Below are 23,950 nucleotides of genomic sequence, written 5' to 3'. Positions count from 1 at the left end.
TTCCTGGTTTCCGGACTCGGTGGCCCGTTGAAGCCTCTCTACCCCTCCAACCTGTCGCAAACCTGTCGCCGAGCGTGACGCATCGCCGCGCCTCAGATGCCGGACACCAGCTGCAGCCAGGCCTGGAGAAAGCGCGAACGGCGCTGCTGGTCGAGGAAGGTGAGCAGCGCCGGCCCCAGCGGCACGGGCTGCACGGGGCCGCGCGCCTCCGCCGCGATGGCGCTCGCCGTTCCCGACCCCTCGCCCATCACCGCGCCCAGCCCGATGCGGGCGAGCAGCGCCTGCCCGCGCGGCGACAGCAGGTAGTCGATCAGCGCGCGGGCCGCCTCGGGATGCGCGGAGCCGCGCGGGATGAGAACGGCGCGGCTCAGCGCCAGCGTGTAGTCGCTCGGCATCACCACGCGCAGGCGCGCCCCCGCCGCCTGCCGCGCGAAGGCGTAGGAGCCGAGCACGTTGTAGGCGAGCGCCAGGTCGCCGCGCTCCACCCGGTCGATCATCGCCCCGCTGCCGCGCTCCAGCAGCACGCCCGCGTTGCCCATGGCGCTGGTGAGACGCCAGAAGCTCGACGAGATCTGCGCGTCCTGCGCCGCCAGCAGGTGGCCGACGCCGCTGCGCACGATGTCGTAGGTGGCGATGCGCCCGCGCAGGCTCTCGCCGCGTTCGCCGAGCAGCCTGACGAGCTGCGCGCGCGAGCGCGGAGCTTCTGCGTCCGGGATGAGGTCGGGGTTGTAGACCATCACCGCCGGCTCGAAGGTGAAGCCGAACACCTCGTTGCGCCAGCGCGCCCAGCCGGGCAGCGCCGCCGTGGCCGCCGACGCGTAGGCGAGCGCGTGGCCGTCGTTGGCCAGCTTGATCTGCAGGTCGATGGCCGAGCTGATCAGCACGTCCGGCGGCAGGTCGAGCGTGCCGGCCAGGAAGCGTTCGTGCAGCTCCACCGTGTCCATCTCGACATAGGCGACGGCGAGGTCGGGCCTGGTCGCCTGGAAATCGCGGATCACCGGCTCGAACTGCGCCTTGTCCGTGGCGCCCGCGATCACCAGCGTCGCCAGCTCCGGCCCGGACGCCGGATAGCGCGACAGCACGGCGTCGGCGCGCGCCGCGTCGGGCGCAACGGCGGCGGCGAGCAGCAGCAGCGCCGCCATCGCCGCCGTCATGCCGAGGCCGGCCCGGCCCGGCGCGAAGGCCGCCGGCAGCGTGACGCGGGCGCACAGCCCGCCGCCCGGACGATCCGTCAGGACCAGCGCGCCGCCGTGGCCCCGCGCCACGGTGTCGGCGATCGACAGGCCGAGGCCGGAGCCGGTGCCCTCCTTGGCGGCGGCCCCCCTCCGGAAGCGCTCCAGCACGGCCGGCTTGTCGGCATCCGGAATGCCCGGCCCCCGGTCCAGCACCGCGAGCGCCACGCGGCCGCCGTCCTCGGCCGTCACCGAAATCTCGACCGGGCTGCCGGGAGCGTGCAGCAGCGCGTTCTCGACGAGGTTGCGCAGCATCTCACGGAGCGCGATCCGGTCGCCGTTGACGGAGGCGTTGGCCGCGTCCGGCCCAACGGCGGCGTCGACGCGGTCGGCCGAGCCCGGGTCGAGGCTCTTCAGCACGTCCTCGAGCACCTGCGAGACGGCGACCGGCTGCCACTCCTGGCTTTCGAGCCGGTGCAGCACGGTGGCGTCCATCAGGATCTGGCTGACGAGCTGGCTCGCATGAACTGCGTTGGCGTGGATGCGGCCGAGCCTGTCGCGAAGCCGCTCGGGATCGGTTTCCTCGAGCGCGATCTCCGCCTGCGCGCGCAGCGCCGCCAGCGGCGTGCGCACCTGGTGCGCCGCGTCGGCGAGCAGCGAGCGCAGCCGCCGGACGAGGTTGTCCAGCCGCCCCATAAAGTCGTTGAGCGCCAGGGCGAGCGCGCTGACCTCCACCGGCACGGGCTCGCGCAGCGGGGCGAGGTCGTTGGGCTCGCGCCGCCGCAGCTCCAGCTCGATGGCGCGCAGCGGCCTCAGCGCCCGGCCGAGGCCGAAGGAGAGCAGCACGAGGGCGAGCGCCGCCAGCGCCGCGAGGCCGAGGGAGGCGCGCGCGGTCAGCTCTCGCGCCAGCGCGGCGCGGGCGTCCTGCGTCTGGCCGACCCGCACCGTCACCCAGCCGGTGCGCTCGCCGAGCGTCACCAGCCGGCCGACCGTGGCCACGCGGGTCGGCTCGCCGCGATACTCGATGGTCGCGAACACCGGGTCGGTGCTGGCGGCGCGCGGCAGCAGGTTGCCGAAATCGGGATAGCCGGTGACGGCCGCGCCGGCGGGCCCCTGCACGAGATAGAACACGCGGTCCTCGCCGCTATAGGCGAGCATCAGCAGCGCCGCCGGCGGCAGCTCCAGCGCGACGTCGTTGTCCTCCACCTGCACCGCGCCCGAGATCGACAGGGCCGCGCCGGCGAGCAGCCTGTCGAAGGCGCGGTCGGCGGCCTGGCGCGCGTAGAAGGCGGAGATCGCCATCAGCGCCAGCAGCGCCAGGCCCAGCGCCGCGATGGCGCCGACCAACAGGCGACGCCGGATCGAGAAGGTCTCAGCCATGCGCCGCCCGCGCCGCGTAGCCGGCCCCGCGCACCGTGGCGATGGTGACGGGAGCGCCCTGCAGCTTGCGCCGCAGCCGCGACACGTAGAGCTCCAGCGCGTTCTCGGAGACCTCGTCGTCGAGGCTGAAAAGCTGGTCCATCAGCCGCTGCTTGGGAATGACCTGGCCGAGGCGGCTGGTCAGGATCTCCAGCAGGCGGAACTCGCGGCGGCTGAGATCGAGCGGCCGGTCGCCCAGCCGCGCTTCGCCGGCGGCGTGGTCGATGACCAGTTCGCCGACCGCCACCGTGCTCGACAGCGCGCCGGCGCGCCGGCGCAGCAGGGCGCGCAGCCGCGCCTCCAGCTCGCGCAGGTCGAACGGCTTGACGAGGTAGTCGTCCGCGCCGAGGTCGAGCAGGCTGATCTTGTCGTCGACCTCGGAGCGGGCCGTCACCACCAGCACCGGGGTCGGCAGGCGCGCGGCGCGCATGGCGCGCAGCACCGAGAAGCCGTCCTCCCCCGGCAGGTTGATGTCGAGGATCACCGCGTCGAAGGGCTCGGCGAGGGCGAGTTCGCGGCCGGAGCGGCCGTCCTTCGCCCATTCCACGGCATGGCCGAGCAGCCGCAGCTTGGAGGCCACGGCGTCCCCCAGATCCTCAGCATCCTCGACCAGCAAGATCCGCAATTCCGGCAGCTCCCGGCGGTTCGGCCCGAGCCGATTCCTTAGCGCGCGCGCCGGGCCGCGTCGAGGAACGCGTCAGTGGGCCTGCTCGCGGGCCGGCAAGGCCGCCGCCGTGGCGCGCGGACGCCAGCCGAACACCGGCCCGGGCTCGCCGAGCCACGCCTGCGCCCGGTCGCTCAGCCGCGCCAGGCCGCGCTCGAAAAGGGCGTAGGAGAGCACCCCGGCGAAGATGCACAGGCCGAGGCTGCCGATGTAGAAAGCGTAGCCCGCGCCCTCGAACGGATAGGTGGCGAGCTGCTGCCAGAGATAGATCGAGTAGGACGCGCGCCCGATCACCGCCACGGGGCGCGCCGACAGGAACCGGTTGACCGGCGCAACCGTCGCCGACTTCGCCAGCATGAAGGCGATCAGCCCGGGCACCAGCACGGCGCGCGCCACCACCGCCAGCGGCCCCTCGGCCGGGTAGATGACGAGGATCAGCAGCGCCGCCACCGCGAGGGACGAGGCCGGCGCCTCGGCGCAGCGCCGCCACAGGTCGTCGCGGTAAAACGCGCACAGCAGGCCGACCGCGAGCGGCACGAATTGCAGCGCCACCAGCGACAGCGGCGAGCGCGTCGCCAGCACCCAGGCCGCGACGAAGAGCGGAAACGTCGCGAGCGCCAGCGTCGTGCGCGACGGGGCGATCCGGTAGAAGATGAACAGGAAGGGCGCGAGGATGTAGAACTGCTCCTGCGCCGACAACGTCCACAGGTGGCCGCCGACATAGCCGCCGCAGTCGCGCACGTTGCAGACGTAGAAGATGGCGCGATAGACGCCGACCGCCTCGGGGTCGATCAGCCCCTGCCTCGCCATCAGGACGATCGCCGCGACGAACACCAGCAGCGGCGGCACGACGCGCATGAAGCGGCGCACATAGAAGCGCATGACGTGGACGCGCCCGCCTCGCCGCCCCTCCCGCTGCAGCGAGCAGCCGGTGAGATAGCCGCACAGCACGAAGAAGATCTGGACGCGCAGCAGCGCGTAGGCAGAGATGACGGATTCGAGGGGGCCGTCGCCGCGCACGGACGAATACTCGGCGAGATGGCCGAGGATGACCATCAGGATGCAGACCGCTCTCCAGCCGTCGAACGCCGCGACCCGGGATCCCTGCATTACACCGCGCGCTTCCAGTTTTATTGGTATTTGGTAATTTTCATCCTTTCCAGCCCCGAGTCAACGCAACTTTAAGCCCAACTCCCGGCGAATGGGCCTAATATTAAGCTGCTTGTTTAATTTTCCGCTGGCTCCTCACCGGCCTCGCCGCCGGCTTTTCGCGCCAGGACGGCCCGGTAGGCGGCCTGCAGCTCGGCCATCACCGAGCGAGCCGGCCGGGGCGCGCCCAGGTGCAGGTGGCGCAGCTCCGCCATGAACGCCTCCCAAAGCGGCGGACCGCCTTTCTCCAGCAGCTCGGCGCGGATCGACAGCTCCTCGGACACCGGCGTGTGCCGGCGTCCCCACGCCCCCATGTGGGCGAGCAGCGGCACGAGCTGGATGGCCGGCTCGGCGAGGCTGTAGATCGCCTTCTGCTGGTGGGCGGGGTCGCCCACGCGGGTGAGCAGGCCGGCCTCGACCAGCTTCTTCAGCCGGTCGGCCAGGATGTTGGAGGCGATGCCCTCCTCCGAGTGGCGCTGCAACTCGCGGAAATGCCGCCGGTTGCCGAACATGACGTCCCGGATGACGATCAGGCTCCAGCGGTCGCCGAGCACTTCGAGGGTCAGATTGATCGGGCAGCCGGACCGGTGCGCGGCGTCCATGGCGTCTCCGCAGGCGGACGAACCAAAACCGCTTGCAATGTAAAAGCGCTTGCGTCACCCTTCAACTGCTTGCAATATGCAATCAGAAAAACATTTCGGAGGACCGCCATGGGAAGCCTCGTCCTGTCCGTCTTCGTCAGCCTGGACGGCTACATGGAGATGCCGAACGGTCAGTTCCGCCCCCCGGCGTGGTCGGATGACCTGGCGACGCACTGGTCGGGCTACGCGCTCGGGCGCGCCCGCCACCTCGTGTACGGGCGGGTCAATTTCCTCTTCAACAAGGCGTTCTGGATGCCGGCCGCGACGGACAAGTCGAGCCCCGCCGCCGGCGTCCCCCACGCGGCGACCATGAACAGCCTGCCCAAGACGGTGTTCTCGCGCACGCTGTCGGGCGACCCCGGCTGGAACGCCCGGCTGGCCGGGCCGGACCTCCCCGCCGAGATCGCCCGGCTCAAGCGCGAGGTGGACGGCGACATCTTCGCCTTCGGGGGCGCGAGCCTCGCCAACGCGCTGATGCGGGCGGACGTCGTCGACGAGTATTTCGTCATGGTGCTGCCGGAGCTGTGGGGCGAAGGCCGCCGCCTGTTCGAGCCCGGGCGTCCCGAGATGAAGCTGAAGCTGCTGGACACGCGCTCCTTCGACACCGGGGCCGTCGCGCTGCGCTACGCCCGCGACCGCGCCGAAGGAGCCGCGCCATGACGCCGATCCTCTACGCCCACCCGTTCTCGTCCTACTGCCAGAAGGCGCTGATCGGGCTCTACGAATACGGCGCGCCGTTCGACTACCGCATGCTGTCCTCCGAGCACCCTGAGAACGGGGCCGAACTGGCCCGGCTCTGGCCGCTGCTGCGCTTCCCGGTGCTGGTGGACGCGGGCCGCACCATCATGGAGGCGTCCATCGTCATCGAGCATGTCGGCCTCTCGCATCCGGACGCGATCCGGCTGGTGCCGAGCGACCCGGGCGAGGCGATCGAGGTGCGGATGCTCGACCGCGTCTTCGACAACTACGTGATGACGCCCATGCAGACCGTCGTCTTCGACGCCCTCCGCCCGCCGGAGCACCGCGACGGCTACGGAGTGACCAAGGCGCGCGAGCTGCTGGACCGCACCTATGCGTGGCTGGACCAGCGCCTCGCCGGCGGCGGCTGGGCGGCCGGCGCGTTCAGCCTGGCCGACTGCGCCGCCGCGCCGTCGCTGTTCTTCGCGGACTGGGTGCACCCGATCCCGCCCGAGCGCGCCGCCCTTCGCGCCTACCGCGCCCGGCTGCTGGCCCGCCCCTCCGTCGCGCGCGCCGTCGACGAGGCGCGCCCCTACCGTCACCTCTTCCCGCTCGGCGACCCCGGCCGCGACTGAGGCGGAGGCGACAGGCTCCCGCCTAAGGCTTCAGCAGCGCCATGATGGCGGTGTAGCCGCGCGCCTGGGCGAGGTCGTAGGGCGTCTTGCCGTTGCGGTCGGCGATGTCGCGATTGGCCCCGGCGCGCACCAGATGGCGCACCGTCTCCTGGTGCCGCCGGCCGCCGTCGCCGAGGATCACCGCCTCGATCAGCGCCGTCCAGCCAAGGTTGTTGACATGGTCCAGCGGCGCGCCGGCGTCGATCAGGATCTTCACCACCTCGTCGTGGCCGAGATGGGCGGCGGCGATCAGCGCGGTGCCCTTGTAGGGGCTCGTCACCTGCCGCGGATTTCCGCCGACGGCGATGGCGGCGCGCAGGGTGGGCGGGTCGTCGGCCACCGCCGCGATGGTGATGCAGTCGTAGTCCTGGTTGTCGACGGCGCGCGGGTCCGCGCCGGCGTCGACGAGGGCGCGCATGGCGTCCTGCCGTCGGGCGAAGCAGGCGACGTGGAGCGGCGTGCGCCCGGCGCCGTCGCGGGCGTTGGGGTTCGCGCCCGCCTGCGCCAGCCGGCGCAATTCGGCGGCGTCGCCCTGCTGCGCCGCCGCGTGAAGGCCGCGATAGGCGGCGATCTCGGCGGCCGACGGCGGCGTCTGGGCGCGCGCGCCTTCGCCGAGCGCGACGACGGCGAGGCCGGCGAGCGCGGCCATACTCCGGATGAACATCGTGCTGTCCTCCCCTGCGGGAAGGCAGCTTAGCCGGGGGCGCGGCGCGCGGCGATCACAGTCCCGCGCGCGCGGCGGCGGCGTCGCGGTAGGTCACGGTCTGCAGGTGCTCGCAATAGAGCACCAACTCGCCCTCGCCCTTGAAGACCTCGTAGCTGCACACGGCGAGCCCCATTTCCGGGTACTTCGCCTCCTTCCGCAGCCAGGTGCGGATGCCGTAGATCGTGTCGCCGATGAAGACCGGCTTGACGAAGCGCAGCCGGTCGTAGCCGTAGCTGAAGCTGTTGGTGTTGTTGTGCGCGAACAGGCCCAGCCCGTAGCTGAACACCTGCGCGCCCGAGACGAGGCGGCGGCCGAACACGCCCTCCTTCTCGGCGAAGATGGCGTCGCCGACATAGGGGTGCATGTCGAGCACCATGCCGTTGAACATCATGGCCTCGCCCTCGGAGATGGTGCGCCGGATCGAGCGCTTGCGCTCGCCGATCGGCACGTCCTCCCACAGCCAGGTCTCCATGTTCCACACCGGGATGGCGGCGTGGGCGGCGGGGTCTGGATTCGGGTTGCGGCTCATGCGTCGCTCCTCGCCTCGGTGAGGCCGTACTCGTTCTCGATCTCCACCGTGTGCTCGCCGACGCGCGGGGCGGCGCGGCGGGCCCGCAGGCGGTCGCCGTCGACGGTGATCGGGCAGCGCGTGGTGGTGAGCCGCGCGCCGCTGCCACGCTCGATCTCTTGCAGGAAGTCGAGCCGGCGGAAGGCGTCGTGCTGCAGCAGCTCGTCCCAGCTCATCACCGGCGCGCACCAGTAGTCGGCCGGCGTCAGCAGGTCGAGCCAATGCTGGGTCGAGTTGGTCGCGATGTGGTCGACCAGGATGCGCTTGATCTCGTCGCGCCGGTCGAACCAGCTCTTGGGGTCGGTATAGGCGGCGAGCGGGGCGCAGCCCAGGATCTCGCCGAGCTTCGTCACCGAGCCCATGGCCAGCGCCAGGAAGCCGTCCGTCGTGCGGTAGATGCCGTAGGGCGCGGCGAGATAGGCGTGGGCGTTGTTCACCGCCGAGCGGCGCGGCGGCTGGCCGCCGTCGTTGAGGTGCGTGCTCAGCACCTCGAACTGGAAGTCGAGCATCGACTCCAGCAGGCTCACCTCGATGTGCCCGCCCTTGCCCGTCACGCCCCGGCGCACCAGGCCGGCCAGGATGCCCTGCACCAGATGCGCGCCGGTGAGCATGTCGGCGACCGCGAGGCCGCACGGCATCGGCCCCTGCCCGGCGTCGCCGTTGAGCCAGACGAAGCCCGAGCGGCTCTGCGCCAGCAGGTCCTGCCCGGGCAGTTCGGCCCACGGCCCGTCCGGTCCGTATCCGGTGACGCTGCCGTAGACGATGCGCGGGTTGATGCGGGACACCTCGTCGTAGCCGAGGCCGAGCCGGTCGATGACGCCGGGCCGGAAGTTCTGGATCAGCACGTCGGCGCGGCCGATCAGCCGCTTCAGGCGGGCGACGTGGTCCGGGTTCTTCAGGTCGCAGGCGTAGCTGCGCTTGTTGCGGTTGATGGTGTGGAACAGCGTGCTGTCGCCGTCGAGCTCCAGGTTGGAGATGTAGAGGTGGCGGCAGAGGTCGCCCTGCCCCGGCCGCTCGACCTTGATCACCTCGGCGCCGAGGTCGGCGAGGCGCAGGGCGGCGCTGGGGCCTGACAGGAACTGGCTGAGGTCGAGGACCAGCAGGCCTTCGAGTGGTCGCATCGTGATGTCCTATGCGGAGCGCGCGACGCCGGCGGCGTCCTGGGCGCGGGCGAAGCTGTCGTTGAGCCAGGCGAGCAGCGCGTCGTCGGCGATCTCCCCGCGCAGGCAGGCGGTGATGCGCTCGCCGGCGTGCTCGAACAGCGGGATCCAGCCGTCGAAGCGCGGGCGCACATGGGCGGTGCGCAGCGTCTCCAGCGTGCCGGAGAAGAAGCCGCCGCACAGCGCGTCGTTGCCGGCGTCGGTCCAGGCGGCGAGGCTGGCCGGCTGCCCGCCCAGGCGGACATAGTCGCCCTTCTGGTGCTCGGCGCTGGCGAGCCAGCGCGCATAGTCCATCGCCACGTCGACGTTGCGCGAGCGCGCGCTGACGGCGACCCCGGTGCCGCCGAGCTGGGTGCCGGCCGGGCCGCACCCGCCATGCGAGGGCGCGTCGGTGAAGGCGAGGCGCGGGCGCGGGTTCTCGCGGGCGTAGTTGGTGTAGCCGTAGCCGTAGGCGCAGTAGACGATGTCGTCGCCCGTCACCATCGCCTCGTAGCAGCGGATCGGGTTCATCTCGGTCGAGCGCGGGTGCGACACGTCGGCCAGCGCGTGGAAGCGCTGCATCACCTCGCGGCCCAGCGCCTCGGGCAAGAAGACCGGCGTCTCGTCGACGATGGGATGGCCGAGATTGGCGGCGATCGAGATGACGGTGGAAATGGCGTCCGTGGGGAAAGCCGTGGTGGCGATCCACTGGCCGCGCGCCTTGGCGCGGCGGCCGAGCGTCAGCACCTCCTCGAACGTGGCCGGCGGGCCGACCTCGAAGGCGCGCAGCAGGTCCGGCCGGTAGGACGAGACCTGCGTCGCGGCGTCGAGCGGCAGCGCCCAGACGCCGCCGCGATACTCGTAGGATGGCCAGGACTGGCCGACGCTGTCGGCGGCGAAGGCGGCCTTCTCGTCCGCCGTCAGCGCCCGCGACCAGTCGACCAGGTAGGGATGCGCGGCGGCGAAGCCGACGAAGGGATGGTCGACGACGATCAGGTCGTAGACCTCGGCGTACTGCTCCAGCGGGGCTTCGCCGAACTCGCGCAGGCTGCGCTTCTCCCAGACGATCGACACGCCGGGATGGGCGGCCTCGAAGGCGGGCGCGCCCTTCACCAGCGGATCGACGCCGCGCGGGTGGTCCCAGGTCATGCCGCGCAGGACGATGCCGGACATCACGTTCTCCGTCAGTTGTACATGAGGTTGGGCAGCCACAGAGTGAGCCCGGGGAACACGCTCAGGATCACCAGCAGCAAGCACATCATCGCCAGATAGGGGAACACCTCGATGGCGTAGTCGCGCATCGGCACGCCGAGCACGCGCGAGGCGATGTACATCATGCCGCCGACCGGTGGCGTGACGCCCGCGATGGTGAGGTTGGCCACCATCACCACGCCGAAATGCACCGGGTCGATGCCCGCCTTCTGCGTCATCGGCAGGAGGATCGGCGTCAGCACGATCAGCGCCGACGACCCCTCGATGGCGGTGCCGATGATGATCAGCAGCACGTTGATGACCAGCAGCAGCGATGTCGGGTTCCACTGCCCCTCGAGGCCGGCGGCGAGCTTCTGCGGCACCATTTCCCAGGCGAGATAGAAGCCGAAGGCCGAGGCGGCGCAGATCATGATCATCACGGCGCTGGTGTCGAGCACGGCGTCCTGGATGATCGCCGGCAGCGCCTTCAGCGGGAAGGCGCGGTAGACGACGAGCCCGATCACCAGCACGTAGGCGACCACCACCGCGCCGGACTCGGTCGTCGTGAAGATGCCATAGCGCGTGCCGAACAGGATCACGAAGGGAATGGAGAGCGCCCACAGGCCGTCGAGCAGCGCCTGGCGGATTTCCGCCGCCGTTGCGCGCTTGTCGCGCTGGGGCCCGTAGCCCCGGCGCACGGCCACCACCCAGGTGGTCAGCATCAGCCCGAGCCCCAGCAGCAGCCCCGGCACGATGCCGGCCGCGAACAGCCGCCCCACCGAGGTCTCGGTGAGGTAGCCGTAGACGATGAGGCCGATCGACGGCGGGATCAGCGCGGCGATGATCGACGAGCAGGAGGTGATGACGGCGGCGAAGGCGGGCGAGTAGTTGCGCCGCGCCATCTGGATGCCGATGGTCTTGGACAGGATCGCCGAATCCGCGTTCGACGAGGCGGTGAGCCCGCCCAGCATGGTGGCCAGCACGATGCACATCTGCGCGAGCGCGCCGGTCATGTGGCCGACCAGGATCTCGGCGACGTTGAGCAGGCGGCGCGTGATGCCGGCCGCGTTCATGATGGCGCCGGCCAGCACGAAGAACGGCAGGGCCAGCAGGGAGATCGACTGCGTCCCCTCCGTCAGCTCCTGCGCGAAGGTGGAGAGCGGGACGTCCTGCCGGTTCAGCACGAAGAACAGCAGCGCCGGGATGGCCATCGCCCAGGTCACGGGCGTGCGCAGCGCGAACAGCACGAACATCAGGAGCGAGGGCAGCCAGGGCGAAAGCGCGGTCATGTGATGTTCGCCTCGTGCATCTGGAAGCGGTCGGGATTGCGCCACACCTGGACGTGGCGCAGCAGCATCAGCGCGCTCGCCAGCGACAGCGGCGCGTAGATGATCGAGCGCGGCAGGTTGAGCGCGATGGTGAGCGACTTGTGGGCGTCGACGGTATGCACCGCGAAGAACACCGCCAGCGCGGCGAAGAAGGCGGCCAGCATCCAGAAGTTGAACAGCGCCACGGCGCGCTGCGCCCCCTGCGGGAACATGGCGACGAACACGTCGATGTCCGAGTGCAGCCGGTAGCGCACGCCGGCCGCCGCGCCGAAGAAGGTGAGCCAGGCGAAGCCGATGGTCGCCACCTCGTAGCTCCACGCCGCCGGCTGCGGGAACACGTAGCGGGTCAGCACGCCCCACAGCACGGCGCCGACCACGACGACCATGCACACGCCGGAAATGACGTCCTCCAGGGGAAAGTCGAGGATGTCGCGCGTCCTCGTTCGCGGCGCGCTCAGCTCGTCGGCTGCGGCCATGGCTCTGTCTCCGTCCACCAAGGAAAAAACGGACGCCCGGCCGAGCCGGGCGTCCGGACAGGCCTACTTGGCCATCGCGGCGCGGGCCTTGTCGACGAAGCCCGGCGTGAGGTTGGGCAGCGACTGGTAGACGCCGGCGCTGGCCTTCTGGAAGGCGGGAACGTCGACGTCGGAGATGATCTGCACGCCCGCCTTCTCCAGCGTCCTGGCGAACTCGTCGTCCTGGTCGACCGTCGCCTTCGTCAGGTTGGCGGCGGAGGTCTTGCCTTCCTCCATCAGGATCTGCTGGAGATCCGGCGGCAGGTTCTTGAAGAAGTTGGCGCTCGTCACCCAGGTCGTGAACATGATCTGGTGGTTCGTCTTGGAGACGATCTTGCGCACTTCCTGCAGCTTGGAGCCCCAGATGGCCCCGAACGGCGCCTCGGCCCCGTTGGCGACGTTGGACTGCAGGGCGTTGTAGACCTCGCCCCAGGCGATCTCGGTGGGCCGCGCGCCGAACGCCTTGAACGTCTCGACCATGATGGGCGACGGCGGCACGCGCATCGTCAGGCCCTTGAGGTCGTCGGGCTTGCGGATGGGCTTGTCGGCGATCATGTGGCGCGCGCCGAACAGGCCGTTGGCCATGATGATCTTGATGCCCTTCTGCTCGAGCTGGTCGGAGACCTGCTTGAACACCGGCGACGCGAACAGGCGGTTGGCCTCCTCGACGCTGCCGAAGATGTACGGCCCGGCCAGCACGCCGGCGTCCGGCGCGAACTGGCCCATCTGGCCGTAGTCCGTCATGTTCATGATGTTGGCCCCCGAGCTGATCATCTCGTTGACCTTCTTCTGCGCGCCGAGCTGCTCGGCCGGGAACAGCTGCAGCTCGATGCGCCCCTTGGAGCGCTCCTTCACCCGCTGGGCGAAGGCCTCCATCTCCTTGTAGGAAGCTTCCTGGGTGTTGGCGACCGAGGTCGCGAACCGCAGCTTGAAGTCCTGCGCGGCCGCCGGCGCGGCCAGCGCGGCGAGCGCGGCCAGCGCCGCCGCGAGCGTCTTGATTCGCATTCTCTCCTCCTCCGGGCTCGCGCGGTTCGTCGCCATCGACGCGCCGCGGTGCTACGTTTCCTCAAGTGTTATTTCACTGGCGAAATTCGTTTTCGCATGTCAAACATAGGGACGCATGAAACAGACTGTCAAGCCGCAAGAGGAAGCGCCTATCGCCCCTGCCGCCGCCGACGACGGCGACACGCAGCGCGTCTACGCCGTGCCGGCGCTGGAGAAGGGCCTCGACGTGATGGAATTCCTGGCGGGCCAGGAACAGCCGGTGACGCTGACCGGAATCGCCCAGACGCTCGGCCGCTCGCCGAGCGAGCTGTTCCGCGTGCTCTCCGTGCTGCAGCGGCGCGGCTGGATCGCCCGCGCGGCGGGCGACACGTACCGCCTGTCGACCCGGCTGTTCGAGCTGGCGACTGCCTATCCGCCCGCCAAGCGCCTCGCCGACATCGCCCTGCCCGAGATGCGCGCCCTCGCCCGCGAGCTGCGCCAGTCCTGCCATCTCTCGGTGCCGGACGAGGGCGAGATCCTGGTGTCGCTCAGCGTCGAGGCGCCCGGCCCGGCCGGCGTGTTCGTGCGCGCCGGCACGCGCTATCCGCTCGGCGCGACCGCCTCCGGGCGCGTCATGCTGGCCTTCGGCTGCGAGGCCGGGACGCCGCGCCGCTCTCCCACTCCCGAAGGGGCCGAGCGCAAGGCGCCGCCCGACGTGGAGGCGCGGGTGGCGCGCATCCGCGCCCGCGGCTTCGAGGAAGTCGCCGGCGAGTGGCTTGCCGGCGTCATCGACATATGCTGGCCGATCTTCGACGCCCACGGCGACGTCGCCGCGGTTCTGGCGATGCCGTTCCTCGCCGTCGCGCCTCTGCGCCAGGAGGTCGATGTGGCGCGCGGGCGCATGCGCGCGGCGGCCGAGGAGATCACCAGGGCGATCGGAGGCGGCGACTACCAGAATCGCCTCGACGCAGGGGGGAGACGCGAATGACGACCGTGATCCAGTATTTCGAGGACTACGTGGTGGGGGCCGAGCGCCGGACGCACGGCCGCACCATCACCGAGACGGATTTCGTCGTCCACGCCGGGCATTCGGGGGATTTCTTCCCGCACCACATGGACGAGGAGTTCGCCAAGGCGACGCCGTTCGGCCGGCGCATCGCGCACGGCACCATGGTGCTGACCATCGGCGTCGGCCTGACGGCGGGGGTCATCAACCCCGTCGCCTTCACCTACGGCTACGACCGGATGCGCTTCATCAAGCCGGTGTTCATCGGCGACACCATCCACACCGTGCTGACCATCGCCGAGAAGACGCCGGACCCGAAGCGTCCCGGCCAGGGCCGCGTCGTCGAGCGCGGCGCCGTCATCAACCAGCGCGGCGAGACCGTGCTCGCCTTCGACCACCTGCTGATGGTCGAGATGCGCGACGACGGAGGGGCGTGACATGACCCACCCCTGGAGCTTCGCCGACCTCGCCGGCCGGCGCGCGCTCGTCACCGGCGGCAGCGTCGGCATCGGCGCGGCGGTGGCGCGCGCCATGGCCGCGTGCGGCACGCGCGTCGTGGTCCACTACCATCGCAACTTCGAGGCCGCCGCGGAGGTCGTCGACGCCATCCAGGCCGAGGGCGGCGAGGCGTGGGCCGAATCCGCGGACCTGTCGCGGCCGGGCGCCGCGACCGCGCTCGTCGAGCGCGCCGCCGACCGGCTCGGCGGCCTCGACATCCTGGTCAACAACGCCGGCGACATGATCGCCCGCGTGCGCGCCAGCGAGACGCCCGACGATTTCTACCGCACCGTGATGGACCTCAACCTCACCTCGGTGTTCGAGGCCTGCCGGGCCGCCGCGCCGCTCTTGAAGGCGTCCGGCGACGGCGTCATCGTCAGCACCAGCTCCATCGCCGCGCGCAACGGCGGCGGGCCGGGTTCGGGCGTCTACGCGGCGGCCAAGGCGGCGGTCAGCTCGCTCACGCGCTCGCTCGCCCGCGAGCTGGCGCCGGACGGCGTGCGCGTCAACGCGGTCGCGCCGGGCTTCATCATGACCTCGATCCACGAGCGGCTGACCGACGACACCGCCATCGAGACGGCGCGGAGGTCGATCCCGCTGGGCCGCATCGGCGCGCCGGAGGACTGCGTGGGGGCCTATCTCTGGCTCGCCAGCAACCGGCTCTCGGGCTACGTCACCGGGCAAGTGATCGAGGTGAACGGCGGGCTGCTCTCTCCCTGAGACGGGCGGACGGGACGACACAAAGGAAGCCGGGAGGAACGCGATGAGGATCACGTCGGTCGAGGTGCGCGCCTGCCGGCGCGGGGCGGAGCGCTTCGGGGCCTCGGCGCACCGCACGGGCGATTTCCAGGGCTTCGAGTTCCTGGTGGTCACAGTGGGGACGGACGCCGGGCTGTCGGCGTCGATGTTCGGCTTCGCCGGCCGCTCCGCTCAAGGCGCGGGCCGGCTGATCGCCGACAGCATGCGCCCCTTCCTGCTCGGCCGCGACGCGCGCGACCGCGAGAAGGCCTGGCACGATTTCCGCGTCGCCGACCGCTGGTGGGGCCACCTGCCGATCTACGCCTACGGGCCGTTCGACGTCTGCCTCTGGCTGCTCGGCGCGCAGCAGGCCGGGCAGCCGCTCGCCAAGTATATCGGGGCGTATCGGGACGAGGTTCCGATCTACGCCAGCTCGATGGTGCTGGGCTCGGCTGAGGCCTACGGCGAGCAGGCGGCGGCGGCGCAACGCCAGGGGCTCGCCGGCTACAAGCTGCACCCGCCCGGCCGCTCCTGGGCCGAGGACCTCGCCGCCCACGAGGCGGCCCGCGCCGCCGTGGGGCCGGACTACTGCCTGATGTCGGACCCGGTCGCCTCGTTCAATCTCGAGCAGGCGATCCGCTTCGGCCGCGAGCTGGAGCGCATGAACTACCACTGGCTGGAGGAGCCGCTGTTCGACGAGGACGTCCACGCCCTGCGCGAGCTGACCCGCGTGCTCGACATCCCGGTGGTCGGCACGGAGGTCATCGCCAAGCACCCCTACAGCGTGGCCGAGTGCATCTCCACGCGCGTCGTCGACCGGGTGCGCGCCGATGTGTCCTGGACCGGCGGCATCACCGGCGTGCTCAAGACGGCGAGGCTCGCCGAGGCGTTCGGCGTCAACTGCGAGGTCCACACCTCGATCTTCCACCCGCTGGAAGTCGTCAACCTGCACTGCTGCGCGGCGATCCGGAACTGCGAGTTCTTCGAGGTGCTGTACCCGATCGAGGACTTCGCCTTCGGCCTCGCCGGCGAGCTGCCGATCGAGGGCGGCGTCGCGCGCGTGCCCACCGGCGCGGGGCTCGGCATGGAGCTGGACTGGGACGAGATCGACCGCTGCACGGTCGCGGTGTTCAAGGGGGATTGAAGCGGCGGCACGCGGCGCAAGCTTGCGTTCACGAAAAGGCGCTATGCGTCGGCCGTTCGTCGATAGGGCTGGATTCCGCCGCGATTTCGGGCCAATGCGAACCCGGACTTCGCCCCGAAGCCCGCCATCGACCGCCCGGACCGCCCGCCCATGACCTCCACGCCGACGCATCGGGTCGACTTCCTGCTCATCGGCGGCGGCGTCGCCGCCGTCACCGCCGCGCAGACGCTGCGCGCCGAGTCGGAAGGCGGGTCCATCGCCCTGCTCTCGGCCGAAACGGAACTGCCCTATCACCGCCCGCCCTTGTCGAAGGCGTCGAGCCTGCGGGATCCGGCGCGGCTGGAAATCCCGATCCGCCCGGCCTCGTTCTACGAGGAGCAACGCATCGACCTTCGGCTCGGACAGCTTGTCGTCGCGGTGGACCCGTCGCGCCACGTCGTGCGCACGAGCGATGGCGGCCACATCGGCTACGGCAAGCTGCTGATCGCCACCGGAGCGGAGCCGCGCACGCTGGCCGTGCCGGGGGCCGACCTGCCCGGCGTCTTCACGCTGCGCACCAAGGCCGACGCACGCGCCATCCGCGAGGCCGCCGCGAAGGCCAAGAGCGCCGTCGTGCTCGGCGGCAGCTTCCTCGGCATGGAGATCGCCTTCGCGCTTCGGGACCTCGGCCTGGCGGTGACCATCGTCGAACGCGGGCCGGTGCTGCTGCACAGGCTGATGCAGCCGGCGCTTTCGGACCGCTTCCGCCGTCTCGCCGAGTCCCGCGGCATCCGCGTGCTCCTCAACGACAACGCCGAAACGATGACCGGCCGCGGCCGCGTGCGCGCGGTGCGCTGCGTCTCGGGCGAGAACGTGCCGGCCGACCTCGTGGTGGTGAGCATCGGCGTGCTGCCCGCCACATCGTTCCTGGCAGGAAGCGGCATCGCCCTGCAGGACGGCTACATCGTCGTCGACGAGCAGATGCGCGCCAGCGCGCCGGACGTGTTCGCCGCCGGCGACGTGACGCTGTTCTACGACCCGATCTTCGCCCGCCAGCGCCACATCGAGCACTGGGACAACGCGGTGAAGCAGGGCCGGCTCGCGGCCCGCAACATGCTCGGCCGGCGGCTGCGCTTCGACGAGGTGTCCTACTTCTTCTGCGAAATCGGCAGCCCCGGATTCAGCGTGCTGGGGGCGACCTCCGAGGGGTCGGACTGGGTGACGCGCGGCGACCCCGAGAGCACGACGTTCTCGATGTTCTATCTGCGCGACGACGTGCCCCGCGCCTTCTTCGCCATGGGCCGCGAGCCCGACGAAATCCGCTGGGCCGAGGGACTGATTCGCCACCGCGTGAACCTGGCCCGCGTGAAGGGCGAGTTGTCCAACCCCTCCTTCCGGCTCGACCAGCTGCCCCGCCAGACCGCGCTGATCCTGCAGGGCGGCGGCGCGCTGGGCGCTTACGAATGGGGTGTCGTGCGCGCGCTGGAGAAGGCCGGCGTGACGCCCGACATCGTCGCCGGCGTGTCGATCGGCGCGTTCAACGGGGCCATCGTGGCGAGCCATCCCGGCCGCGCGTCCGAGGCGCTGGCCGCCTTCTGGAACGACCTCTCGGTCGCCATCGCCGGGCTGCCCGGCGCGGCGATGCGCGGCGCGGCGGCGGCGGCGCAGATCCTGACGCTTGGCGTGCCGGGTTTCTTCCAGCCGCGCTGGCTGACCAGCGGCCTCGGCGTGTTCGAGAACCCGGCCAACTGGACGAGCCTCTACGACACCTCGCCGATGCGCGAGCTGATCGCGCGCTATGTCGATTTCCCGGCGCTCAAGCGCAGCCCGGTGCGCCTGCTCGTCAGCGCCGTCGACGTGGCGACCGCGAAGCTGGCCATCTTCGACAGCTATGTGGACGACCTCACGCCCGACCACGTGCTGGCCAGCGGCAGCCTGCCGCCGGGGTTCCCGTGGACCGAGATCGACGGCAAGGCCTACTGGGACGGCGGCATCGTCAGCAATTCGCCGCTCGACCTCGTCAACGAACGCTGCGGCCACGACGGCAAGCGCGTCTTCGTCGTCGACCTGTTCTCCAACGCGCGGCCCTTGCCGCGCAACATGGTGGAGGTGCTGCTGCGCCGCGACGAGATCGTCTACGCCGAGCGCGTGCGCAACGATCTGCGCCAGCGCGAGACCGAGGCGTCGTACCGGGCGCTGGTCTCCTTCGTGCTCTCGCACGTGGCGGAGGAGGACGCCGCGCGCATCCGCAACCTGCCGCCCTTCATCCAGCTGATGGGCCGCGGCGCCGACACCGAGATCACGCGCTTCGTGCGCGAGGCGCGCCGCGACGAACCGCCCTCGCGCGACTACGATTTCTCCGCCGGCGCGATCCGCGACCACATGGAAGAAGGCTACCGCGTCGCCTCGCGCGTGCTGGGCCTGCGCAAGAGCTAGCCGCCCCTAGCGTCTCGGCGGGCCGCCGGCGCGGCGCATCGCGCTGTCGGCCGCGCCGAAATCGACGCTGCTGCGCTGCACCGGTCGGCCGGCCGCGTCGAGCACGATGCGGGCGCGGCGGGAGCCGTTGAAGAAGGTCAGCCGGCGGCGGCCCTCGTCCTCGCCGACGCCGTTCTCGACGACGCTGGTGATGCGGCCCGCGCGCATCGCCTCGAGCGCGGCTTCCGGCGTCAGGCCGAAGGCGGAGGCGACCCACTCCAGCGGGATTTCGACGTCGCCGCTCATGGCGCGGCCCCCTCGCCCGCCGTCGCCAGCGACAGCCGCGCCCGCAGCGCCTGGCGCGGCGCGACGAGGTCGGCCAGCGTCACGGCGTCGAGCTCGGCCAGGAAGGCGGCGAGCGCGCGGCCGAGCGCGCCGGTGAGCCGGCACACGCCGGTGAACACGCAGGAGGCGGGCTCGTCGCCGAGGCAGGCGACCAGCGCGACGTCGTCCTCCAGCGCCCGCACCACGTCGCCGACGCGGATCGACTCCGGCGCGCTGGCGAGCCGCAGCCCGCCGCCGCGCCCGCGCAGCCCCGTCACGAAGCCGGCCCGGATGAGGCTGTTCGCCACCTTCATCAGGTGGTTGCGCGACAGGCGATGGCGCGCGGCGAGGTCCTCGATGGTCATCAGCCGCTCCGGCGCGGCCGCGAGGCTCATCAGAACGCGCAGTCCGAAGTCGGTGTGCGAGGTGAGTTTCATGGGCGGTTCCGAAAAGATGTATTTACAGTACCTCTTTTTGGGAGTACGTCAACTTCAGCATCCCAAGGAGCGCATCATGGTCGCTGTCCTCGCCAAGGGCTTCCTCCTGCCCGGCAATTTTCTCGCCGACCTGCTCGGCGTCGAGAGCGCCGACGACCGCGGCATGACGCGGACGCTGGTCAACATGCTGTTCTGGAACCTGGTGGGCGCGTTCGTGGCGCTCTGGCTCGCCTGAGGACGACGATGTCCGCACCGTCCAGCCAGGCCGCGCTGTCGCCCGGCGGAAGCGTCGGCGTCGACCCCGATCTCGTCGCCGCCATCGTCGACGCCTTCTACGCGAAGGTGCGCGCCGACGCGACGCTCGGCCCGATCTTCGAGGCGGCGGTCCACGACTGGCCGTCGCATCTGGCGCGGCTGCGTGACTTCTGGTCCTCGATCACCCTGATGACCGGCGACTACAAGGGCCGGCCGCTGCAGGCCCACATGGGCCTGCCGGAGCTGACCGACGACCATTTCCGCCGCTGGCTCGCTCTGTTCGACGAGACGCTCGCCGAGCTCTGCACCCCGGCGCAGGCGGAGGTGTTCGCCACCCGCGCGCGGCGCATCGCCGACAGCTTCCGCTACGGCCTGGCGCTGCGGCGCGGCGAGCTGGTTTCGCCGCTGGCGTGAGCGCGCGCTAGCCTCCCGGCGCGTCGCAGCGCCGGTAGATGGGGCCGGCGTCGCCCTCGGCGAGGTAGCGCACCAGCATGCCGGGACCCGCCAGCGCGAAGACGGTGCTCGTCGTCGCGTAGGATACCGAATTGGCGCAGGCGAGCTGGATGCTCACGCGCTTCTCGTCGAGCGCCATGCTGCGCACGCGGCAGGTGGCGAGCGGCGTGACGATCCGCTTGCCCTGCACGATGAAGGCCGGCGCGAAGGCGTCGACCGGCTTCTTGAAGCGCATGCCGCTCGGCGTCGACGCGAACACCGAGGCGCAGGACGTGCCGTCCGCCACCCACGCGCCCTGGAACGCGCCCTGCAACGCGTCCGCCGGCTTGCCCTGCGCGCCCGCGCCCGAGGCCGCCAGCATCGCGCCCGTCCCGACCACCACCGCCAGCAGAAGCCTGCCCATCGCACCCTCCCCCGGGCGCGCCGGTGGCCCCGCGCCGGCCGTGCGCCACGACGGGTCGATTAAATCATCGGACTGAACTGGCGGCCTTGATCTTTCTCACACCCTGATGGGGGGCCGCACGTCGCCGGCTGCCGTCCGGCGGCGGGGCGCGTCGCCGCCTCAACCCCCTTGCCGCCACGAGCCAAGCTGTTAAAGTGAGTTCCAGAGTTCGGAGCGTTATTCCATTGTTGTGGATGTCTCGCTCCCGACAAGAAGATTAGCACAGTTCAGCGGGGAGAGCGCAGGGTGAACCCCTACGAGAGGCTGCAGTCGCTGGGGCTGGCGTTGCCGGCGGCCCCCAGGCCGGTCGCCACCTACGTTCCGTTCGTGCTGTCGGGCGGGATGCTCTTCCTGTCCGGCCAGGGCCCGCGCGACGGCCAGGGCGGCTACGCCACCGGCCAGCTCGGCCGCGACGTCTCCATCGATCAGGGCTACGCCCACGCGCGCACCACCGGCCTCTATTTGATCTCGGTGATGGAAATGGCGCTCGGCGACCTGCGGCGCGTCGGGCGCGTCGTCAAGGTCCTCGGCATGGTCAACGCCACGCCCGATTTCACGGACCATCCCAAGGTCATCAACGGCTGCTCGGACCTGTTCGTCGAGGTGTTCGGCGAGGCCGGGCGGCATGCCCGCTCGGCGGTCGGCATGGGCTCGCTGCCCAACGGCATGACGGTCGAGGTCGAAGCCATCGTGGAGGTCGCAGCGTGAACGTGCCGGTCAAGCCCACTCCCCTGACGCCGCCGGACTTCACGGCCATCCGCGAGGCCATCGCCCGCGTGCCGCGCGTCAAGCTGATCGAGCGGCCGACGCCGATCACCGAGGCCCCCAACCTCGCCAAGGCGCTGGGCGGCGGCCCGCGCGTCTTCATCAAGCGCGACGACCTCACCAGCATCGGGCTCGGCGGCAACAAGCTGCGCAACCTGGAATTCCGGCTGGCGCGCAGCATGGCCGAGAACCCCGACACGGTGATCGTCGGGCTCGACCTGCAGTCCAACTCGGCGCGCCAGACGACGGCGGCGTGCAACAAGCTCGGCCTGCGCACCATCCTGGTGCTGGAAGGCAACCGCCCCAACATCGTCCAAGGCAACCTGCTGATGGACTACCTGCTGGGCGCGGAAGTTCATTTCGCCCCCTCGCGCGGCGAGCAGCGGCGCATGCTGGACGACCTCGCCGACAAGGTGCGCGCCGAGGGCGGCCGGCCGCACATCCTCAACGACAACCCGATGTTCGACGTCGCCTCCGCCATCGCCTATCTCGAGACGACGCTGGAGGTCATCGAGCAGCTCGCCGCCGAGGGCGTGTCGCCGACCGTGTTCTACATGTCGTCGAGCGGCAAGGGGCAGGCCGGCATCGTGCTCGCGCAGCACCTCACGGGCGTTAAGTTCGCCATGCACGGCGTCACCGCCACCGACGAGTTCCACGTGCCCTCGCGCACCGCCGCCATCGCCAACGAGACGGCGCAGGCGCTGGGCCTCGACCTGACGATCTCCGAGGACGAGATCGTCAACTTCGCCGACTTCGTCGGGCCCGGCTACGGCAAGCCCTCGGACGCCGGCAACGAGGCGGTGCGGCTGTTCGCGCGCACCGAGGGCGTGATCCTCGATCCGATCTACACCGGCAAGGCGGCGGCGGGCCTCGTCGCGCACATGCGCGAGGGCCGCTTCGGCCCGGACGACGTGGTGGTGTTCGTCCACACCGGCGGCGTGCCGGCGAACTTCACCTGGAACGAATTGTGGCTGGACGACCGCCGGCCGTGAGGCTGGCGCGACGAACGAACTGACGGTCCGACGAGCCGGGCGCGAGGACCCGGCCGCTTCTGGAGGGAGGGGTTGATGGACAGACGGCATTTCCTGGGACTCACGGGCGCGGCCGCGGTCGCGCCGTTCGCGCAGCCTGTGGCCCGCGCGCTGGCGCAGTCCGCGCCGGGCACGATCACCTACGGGCAGAGCACGTCCATCGTGACGCTCGACCCCGCGCAGGGCGCGTTCAGCAACTATCCGGGCGGCTACGAGGCGGCGCTGTGCCTGTTCGACCGGCTGCTCGACTTCGACGCCGACATGAAGATCGTGCCCGGCCTGGCGCAGTCCTTCCAGCTCGCAAGCGACCTCAAGTCGATCACGCTGAAGCTGCGGCCCGGCGTGCTGTTCCACGACGGCACGCCGCTCGACGCCGCCGCGGTAAAGTTCAACATCGAGCGGTTGATGGACAAGGCCCGCAACCCGACGAACCGGCCGCTGTGGGACCCCGTGACCGCCGTCGAGACGCCGGACGCGACCACCGTCATCATCCGCACCGGCGCGCCCTACGCGCAGCTGCCCAACTCGCTGGCGCACGCCTCCGGCTCCATCGTCTCGCCGGCGCAGATCGCCAAGGTGGGCGAGAAGGGCTTCGCGCAGGCCCCGGTCGGCGCCGGCCCCTTCGAGGTGGAGAGCTTCAAGCCCGGCACCGAGCTGACGCTCAAGGCGTTCGACCGCTACTGGGGCGGCAAGCCGGCGGCGCAGAAGATCGTGTTCAAGTTCATCGCCGAGGCGGCGACGCGCATCAGCGCGCTGCGCACGGGCGCGGTCGACGTCATCGACAGCGTGCCGGTGCAGCTCGTGCAGCCGCTGACGCAGGACCCCAACGTCACGGTGCTGCGCAAGCCCGGCCTGCGGCCCATCGGCCTCGTCATCAACCTGACGCGCGAGCCGCTGGCGGACGTGCGCGTGCGCCAGGCGCTGAACTACGCCGTGCCGGTCGAGACCATCGCCCAGCGCGTCTTCTTCGGCTTCGCCAAGGCGCCCGACAGCCCGCTCGCCTTCGACACGGTGGGCCACGCCGCGGTGGGCAAGAGCACGTTCGACCAGGCCAAGGCCAAGGCGCTGCTGGCCGAGGCCGGCTGGAAGCCCGGCGCGAGCGGCATCGTCGAGAAGGACGGCAAGCCGCTGAAGCTCGATCTCTACGCGCCGGACGGCCTGTTCCCCGGCGACATCCCGGTGGCCGAGATCGTCGCCGCCTCGCTCAAGCAGATCGGCGTCGACGCCCAGATCAGCAAGATCGAGAAGGGCGCGTACTGGGACCAGCTGCGGCAGGACCGCGCCGGCCTGAAATGGGACCTCGCGATGTTCGGCTTCAACCCGTCCAACGCGTCGGGCCTCTACCACATGGAATCGCTGTTCAAGGCGAACAAGGACGACGCCGGCCGCCCCGACGTGTGGAACGTCGGCCGCTATCGCAACCCGAAGGTCGACGCCGCGCTGGCCGCCGCCAACGCCGACGCCGATCCGGCCAAGCAGAACGCGGCGCTGGCCGAGGCGCAGAAGCTGGTGTGGGACGACGCCCCCTATATCTGGCTGCAGGTGAACGAGAACGTCTCGGCGGCGCGCAAGTCCGTCTCCGGCGTCGAGGTGTGGCCCATCGTGTTCACGGTGGTGCGGCGCGCCAAGGCCTGA

Annotated in this window: 26 protein-coding genes; 12 read left to right on the top strand and 14 right to left on the bottom strand. The window is 70.9% G+C overall.

Annotated elements, in window-relative coordinates; translation table 11 throughout:
- Positions 1 to 92: 92 nt before the first annotated feature.
- From NK718_RS03690 to NK718_RS03675, 4 genes are all read right to left on the bottom strand, one after another.
- Complete coding sequence (locus tag NK718_RS03690) at positions 93 to 2,552, bottom strand: sensor histidine kinase (RefSeq protein ID WP_254738758.1); 2,460 nt, start codon at positions 2,550 to 2,552, stop codon at positions 93 to 95.
- Positions 2,545 to 3,216: a response regulator transcription factor gene (locus NK718_RS03685; protein ID WP_254738756.1), complete on the bottom strand. Its 672-nt coding sequence runs from the start codon at positions 3,214 to 3,216 to the stop codon at positions 2,545 to 2,547. The genes NK718_RS03690 and NK718_RS03685 overlap by 8 nt, the downstream gene beginning before the upstream one ends.
- Before the next feature lie 72 nt (positions 3,217 to 3,288).
- Positions 3,289 to 4,365: an acyltransferase family protein gene (locus NK718_RS03680; RefSeq protein ID WP_254738754.1), complete on the bottom strand. Its 1,077-nt coding sequence runs from the start codon at positions 4,363 to 4,365 to the stop codon at positions 3,289 to 3,291.
- Positions 4,366 to 4,481: 116 nt separating this feature from the next.
- Entirely contained in the window at positions 4,482 to 5,006 is a 525-nt protein-coding gene (locus tag NK718_RS03675) for a winged helix-turn-helix transcriptional regulator (protein WP_254738752.1), read from the bottom strand.
- Positions 5,007 to 5,114: 108 nt separating this feature from the next.
- Here NK718_RS03675 and NK718_RS03670 point away from each other — a divergent pair, with 108 nt between their 5' ends.
- On the top strand, positions 5,115 to 5,705 hold the full coding sequence (locus NK718_RS03670) for a dihydrofolate reductase family protein (protein ID WP_254738750.1): 591 nt from the start codon (positions 5,115 to 5,117) through the stop codon (positions 5,703 to 5,705).
- A complete protein-coding gene (locus tag NK718_RS03665; protein WP_254738748.1) occupies positions 5,702 to 6,358 on the top strand; it encodes a glutathione S-transferase family protein in 657 nt (218 codons plus the stop codon). Before NK718_RS03670 ends, NK718_RS03665 begins: the two co-directional genes overlap by 4 nt.
- A 22-nt stretch (positions 6,359 to 6,380) precedes the next feature.
- Here NK718_RS03665 and NK718_RS03660 read toward each other — a convergent pair whose 3' ends face one another.
- From NK718_RS03660 to NK718_RS03630, 7 genes are all read right to left on the bottom strand, one after another.
- Entirely contained in the window at positions 6,381 to 7,061 is a 681-nt protein-coding gene (locus tag NK718_RS03660; RefSeq protein WP_254738746.1) for an ankyrin repeat domain-containing protein, read from the bottom strand.
- 55 nt (positions 7,062 to 7,116) lie between these two features.
- On the bottom strand, positions 7,117 to 7,632 hold the full coding sequence (locus NK718_RS03655) for a MaoC family dehydratase (protein WP_254738744.1): 516 nt from the start codon (positions 7,630 to 7,632) through the stop codon (positions 7,117 to 7,119).
- Positions 7,629 to 8,792 carry a CaiB/BaiF CoA transferase family protein gene (locus NK718_RS03650; RefSeq protein ID WP_254738742.1) on the bottom strand — a complete coding sequence of 388 codons (1,164 nt, stop codon included), beginning with the start codon at positions 8,790 to 8,792 and terminating at the stop codon, positions 7,629 to 7,631. The genes NK718_RS03655 and NK718_RS03650 overlap by 4 nt, the downstream gene beginning before the upstream one ends.
- Positions 8,793 to 8,801: 9 nt before the next feature.
- The gene (locus NK718_RS03645) at positions 8,802 to 9,983 is read right to left on the bottom strand and encodes an ABC transporter substrate-binding protein (protein ID WP_254738740.1); all 1,182 of its coding nucleotides are present in this window, start codon (positions 9,981 to 9,983) and stop codon (positions 8,802 to 8,804) included.
- 11 nt (positions 9,984 to 9,994) lie between these two features.
- Positions 9,995 to 11,290, bottom strand: a complete 1,296-nt coding sequence (locus tag NK718_RS03640) for a TRAP transporter large permease (protein WP_254738738.1) — start codon at positions 11,288 to 11,290, stop codon at positions 9,995 to 9,997.
- The gene (locus NK718_RS03635; protein WP_254738736.1) at positions 11,287 to 11,805 is read right to left on the bottom strand and encodes a TRAP transporter small permease; all 519 of its coding nucleotides are present in this window, start codon (positions 11,803 to 11,805) and stop codon (positions 11,287 to 11,289) included. The genes NK718_RS03640 and NK718_RS03635 overlap by 4 nt, the downstream gene beginning before the upstream one ends.
- Before the next feature lie 63 nt (positions 11,806 to 11,868).
- Positions 11,869 to 12,849, bottom strand: a complete 981-nt coding sequence (locus tag NK718_RS03630) for a C4-dicarboxylate TRAP transporter substrate-binding protein (protein ID WP_254738734.1) — start codon at positions 12,847 to 12,849, stop codon at positions 11,869 to 11,871.
- Between the two features lie 115 nt (positions 12,850 to 12,964).
- On the opposite strand from NK718_RS03630, the gene NK718_RS03625 reads away from it, so the two are divergent.
- From NK718_RS03625 to NK718_RS03605, 5 genes are all read left to right on the top strand, one after another.
- Entirely contained in the window at positions 12,965 to 13,816 is an 852-nt protein-coding gene (locus NK718_RS03625; RefSeq protein WP_254738732.1) for an IclR family transcriptional regulator, read from the top strand.
- Complete coding sequence (locus NK718_RS03620; RefSeq protein WP_254738730.1) at positions 13,813 to 14,271, top strand: MaoC family dehydratase; 459 nt, start codon at positions 13,813 to 13,815, stop codon at positions 14,269 to 14,271. The genes NK718_RS03625 and NK718_RS03620 overlap by 4 nt, the downstream gene beginning before the upstream one ends.
- A 1-nt stretch (position 14,272) precedes the next feature.
- Positions 14,273 to 15,052: an SDR family NAD(P)-dependent oxidoreductase gene (locus NK718_RS03615; RefSeq protein WP_254738728.1), complete on the top strand. Its 780-nt coding sequence runs from the start codon at positions 14,273 to 14,275 to the stop codon at positions 15,050 to 15,052.
- A 43-nt stretch (positions 15,053 to 15,095) separates the two neighbouring features.
- The gene (locus NK718_RS03610) at positions 15,096 to 16,214 is read left to right on the top strand and encodes an enolase C-terminal domain-like protein (protein WP_254738726.1); all 1,119 of its coding nucleotides are present in this window, start codon (positions 15,096 to 15,098) and stop codon (positions 16,212 to 16,214) included.
- A 150-nt stretch (positions 16,215 to 16,364) separates the two neighbouring features.
- Positions 16,365 to 18,629, top strand: coding sequence for an FAD-dependent oxidoreductase (locus tag NK718_RS03605; protein ID WP_254738724.1), 2,265 nt, complete (start codon positions 16,365 to 16,367; stop codon positions 18,627 to 18,629).
- A 6-nt stretch (positions 18,630 to 18,635) separates the two neighbouring features.
- Here NK718_RS03605 and NK718_RS03600 read toward each other — a convergent pair whose 3' ends face one another.
- Together NK718_RS03600 and NK718_RS03595 are read right to left on the bottom strand one after the other, a co-directional pair.
- Positions 18,636 to 18,914, bottom strand: a complete 279-nt coding sequence (locus NK718_RS03600) for a DUF6522 family protein (RefSeq protein ID WP_254738722.1) — start codon at positions 18,912 to 18,914, stop codon at positions 18,636 to 18,638.
- Positions 18,911 to 19,369 carry an Rrf2 family transcriptional regulator gene (locus NK718_RS03595; RefSeq protein ID WP_254738720.1) on the bottom strand — a complete coding sequence of 153 codons (459 nt, stop codon included), beginning with the start codon at positions 19,367 to 19,369 and terminating at the stop codon, positions 18,911 to 18,913. Before NK718_RS03595 ends, NK718_RS03600 begins: the two co-directional genes overlap by 4 nt.
- Positions 19,370 to 19,445: 76 nt before the next feature.
- On the opposite strand from NK718_RS03595, the gene NK718_RS03590 reads away from it, so the two are divergent.
- Positions 19,446 to 19,604: a hypothetical protein gene (locus tag NK718_RS03590; protein WP_254738718.1), complete on the top strand. Its 159-nt coding sequence runs from the start codon at positions 19,446 to 19,448 to the stop codon at positions 19,602 to 19,604.
- An 8-nt stretch (positions 19,605 to 19,612) separates the two neighbouring features.
- On the top strand, positions 19,613 to 20,038 hold the full coding sequence (locus NK718_RS03585; RefSeq protein WP_254738716.1) for a group III truncated hemoglobin: 426 nt from the start codon (positions 19,613 to 19,615) through the stop codon (positions 20,036 to 20,038).
- Positions 20,039 to 20,045: 7 nt separating this feature from the next.
- On the opposite strand, the gene NK718_RS03580 is transcribed toward NK718_RS03585, so the two are convergent.
- On the bottom strand, positions 20,046 to 20,480 hold the full coding sequence (locus tag NK718_RS03580; protein ID WP_254738714.1) for a hypothetical protein: 435 nt from the start codon (positions 20,478 to 20,480) through the stop codon (positions 20,046 to 20,048).
- A 285-nt stretch (positions 20,481 to 20,765) separates the two neighbouring features.
- On the opposite strand from NK718_RS03580, the gene NK718_RS03575 reads away from it, so the two are divergent.
- The 3 genes from NK718_RS03575 to NK718_RS03565 all read left to right on the top strand — a co-directional run bounded on the left by NK718_RS03575 (position 20,766) and on the right by NK718_RS03565 (position 23,950).
- Entirely contained in the window at positions 20,766 to 21,227 is a 462-nt protein-coding gene (locus NK718_RS03575; protein WP_254738712.1) for a RidA family protein, read from the top strand.
- On the top strand, positions 21,224 to 22,276 hold the full coding sequence (locus NK718_RS03570) for a pyridoxal-phosphate dependent enzyme (RefSeq protein ID WP_254738710.1): 1,053 nt from the start codon (positions 21,224 to 21,226) through the stop codon (positions 22,274 to 22,276). The genes NK718_RS03575 and NK718_RS03570 overlap by 4 nt, the downstream gene beginning before the upstream one ends.
- A gap of 75 nt (positions 22,277 to 22,351) precedes the next feature.
- A complete protein-coding gene (locus NK718_RS03565; RefSeq protein WP_254738708.1) occupies positions 22,352 to 23,950 on the top strand; it encodes an ABC transporter substrate-binding protein in 1,599 nt (532 codons plus the stop codon).

The organism is Alsobacter ponti (genome assembly GCF_024294805.1).
Lineage (GTDB): Bacteria > Pseudomonadota > Alphaproteobacteria > Rhizobiales > Beijerinckiaceae > Alsobacter > Alsobacter ponti.
This window is presented reverse-complemented; position numbering and strand designations above follow the sequence as displayed.

What these genes read in the sequence shown, in the direction of transcription:
- NK718_RS03690 (WP_254738758.1), bottom strand. Translation starts at nt 2,552, where the DNA reads ATGGCTGAGACCTTCTCGATCCGGCGTCGCCTGTTGGTCGGCGCCATC.
- NK718_RS03680 (WP_254738754.1), bottom strand. Translation starts at nt 4,365, where the DNA reads ATGCAGGGATCCCGGGTCGCGGCGTTCGACGGCTGGAGAGCGGTCTGC.
- NK718_RS03675 (WP_254738752.1), bottom strand. Translation starts at nt 5,006, where the DNA reads ATGGACGCCGCGCACCGGTCCGGCTGCCCGATCAATCTGACCCTCGAA.
- NK718_RS03670 (WP_254738750.1), top strand. Translation starts at nt 5,115, where the DNA reads ATGGGAAGCCTCGTCCTGTCCGTCTTCGTCAGCCTGGACGGCTACATG.
- NK718_RS03665 (WP_254738748.1), top strand. Translation starts at nt 5,702, where the DNA reads ATGACGCCGATCCTCTACGCCCACCCGTTCTCGTCCTACTGCCAGAAG.
- NK718_RS03660 (WP_254738746.1), bottom strand. Translation starts at nt 7,061, where the DNA reads ATGTTCATCCGGAGTATGGCCGCGCTCGCCGGCCTCGCCGTCGTCGCG.
- NK718_RS03655 (WP_254738744.1), bottom strand. Translation starts at nt 7,632, where the DNA reads ATGAGCCGCAACCCGAATCCAGACCCCGCCGCCCACGCCGCCATCCCG.
- NK718_RS03650 (WP_254738742.1), bottom strand. Translation starts at nt 8,792, where the DNA reads ATGCGACCACTCGAAGGCCTGCTGGTCCTCGACCTCAGCCAGTTCCTG.
- NK718_RS03645 (WP_254738740.1), bottom strand. Translation starts at nt 9,983, where the DNA reads ATGTCCGGCATCGTCCTGCGCGGCATGACCTGGGACCACCCGCGCGGC.
- NK718_RS03640 (WP_254738738.1), bottom strand. Translation starts at nt 11,290, where the DNA reads ATGACCGCGCTTTCGCCCTGGCTGCCCTCGCTCCTGATGTTCGTGCTG.
- NK718_RS03635 (WP_254738736.1), bottom strand. Translation starts at nt 11,805, where the DNA reads ATGGCCGCAGCCGACGAGCTGAGCGCGCCGCGAACGAGGACGCGCGAC.
- NK718_RS03630 (WP_254738734.1), bottom strand. Translation starts at nt 12,849, where the DNA reads ATGCGAATCAAGACGCTCGCGGCGGCGCTGGCCGCGCTCGCCGCGCTG.
- NK718_RS03625 (WP_254738732.1), top strand. Translation starts at nt 12,965, where the DNA reads ATGAAACAGACTGTCAAGCCGCAAGAGGAAGCGCCTATCGCCCCTGCC.
- NK718_RS03620 (WP_254738730.1), top strand. Translation starts at nt 13,813, where the DNA reads ATGACGACCGTGATCCAGTATTTCGAGGACTACGTGGTGGGGGCCGAG.
- NK718_RS03615 (WP_254738728.1), top strand. Translation starts at nt 14,273, where the DNA reads ATGACCCACCCCTGGAGCTTCGCCGACCTCGCCGGCCGGCGCGCGCTC.
- NK718_RS03610 (WP_254738726.1), top strand. Translation starts at nt 15,096, where the DNA reads ATGAGGATCACGTCGGTCGAGGTGCGCGCCTGCCGGCGCGGGGCGGAG.
- NK718_RS03605 (WP_254738724.1), top strand. Translation starts at nt 16,365, where the DNA reads ATGACCTCCACGCCGACGCATCGGGTCGACTTCCTGCTCATCGGCGGC.
- NK718_RS03600 (WP_254738722.1), bottom strand. Translation starts at nt 18,914, where the DNA reads ATGAGCGGCGACGTCGAAATCCCGCTGGAGTGGGTCGCCTCCGCCTTC.
- NK718_RS03595 (WP_254738720.1), bottom strand. Translation starts at nt 19,369, where the DNA reads ATGAAACTCACCTCGCACACCGACTTCGGACTGCGCGTTCTGATGAGC.
- NK718_RS03590 (WP_254738718.1), top strand. Translation starts at nt 19,446, where the DNA reads ATGGTCGCTGTCCTCGCCAAGGGCTTCCTCCTGCCCGGCAATTTTCTC.
- NK718_RS03585 (WP_254738716.1), top strand. Translation starts at nt 19,613, where the DNA reads ATGTCCGCACCGTCCAGCCAGGCCGCGCTGTCGCCCGGCGGAAGCGTC.
- NK718_RS03580 (WP_254738714.1), bottom strand. Translation starts at nt 20,480, where the DNA reads ATGGGCAGGCTTCTGCTGGCGGTGGTGGTCGGGACGGGCGCGATGCTG.
- NK718_RS03565 (WP_254738708.1), top strand. Translation starts at nt 22,352, where the DNA reads ATGGACAGACGGCATTTCCTGGGACTCACGGGCGCGGCCGCGGTCGCG.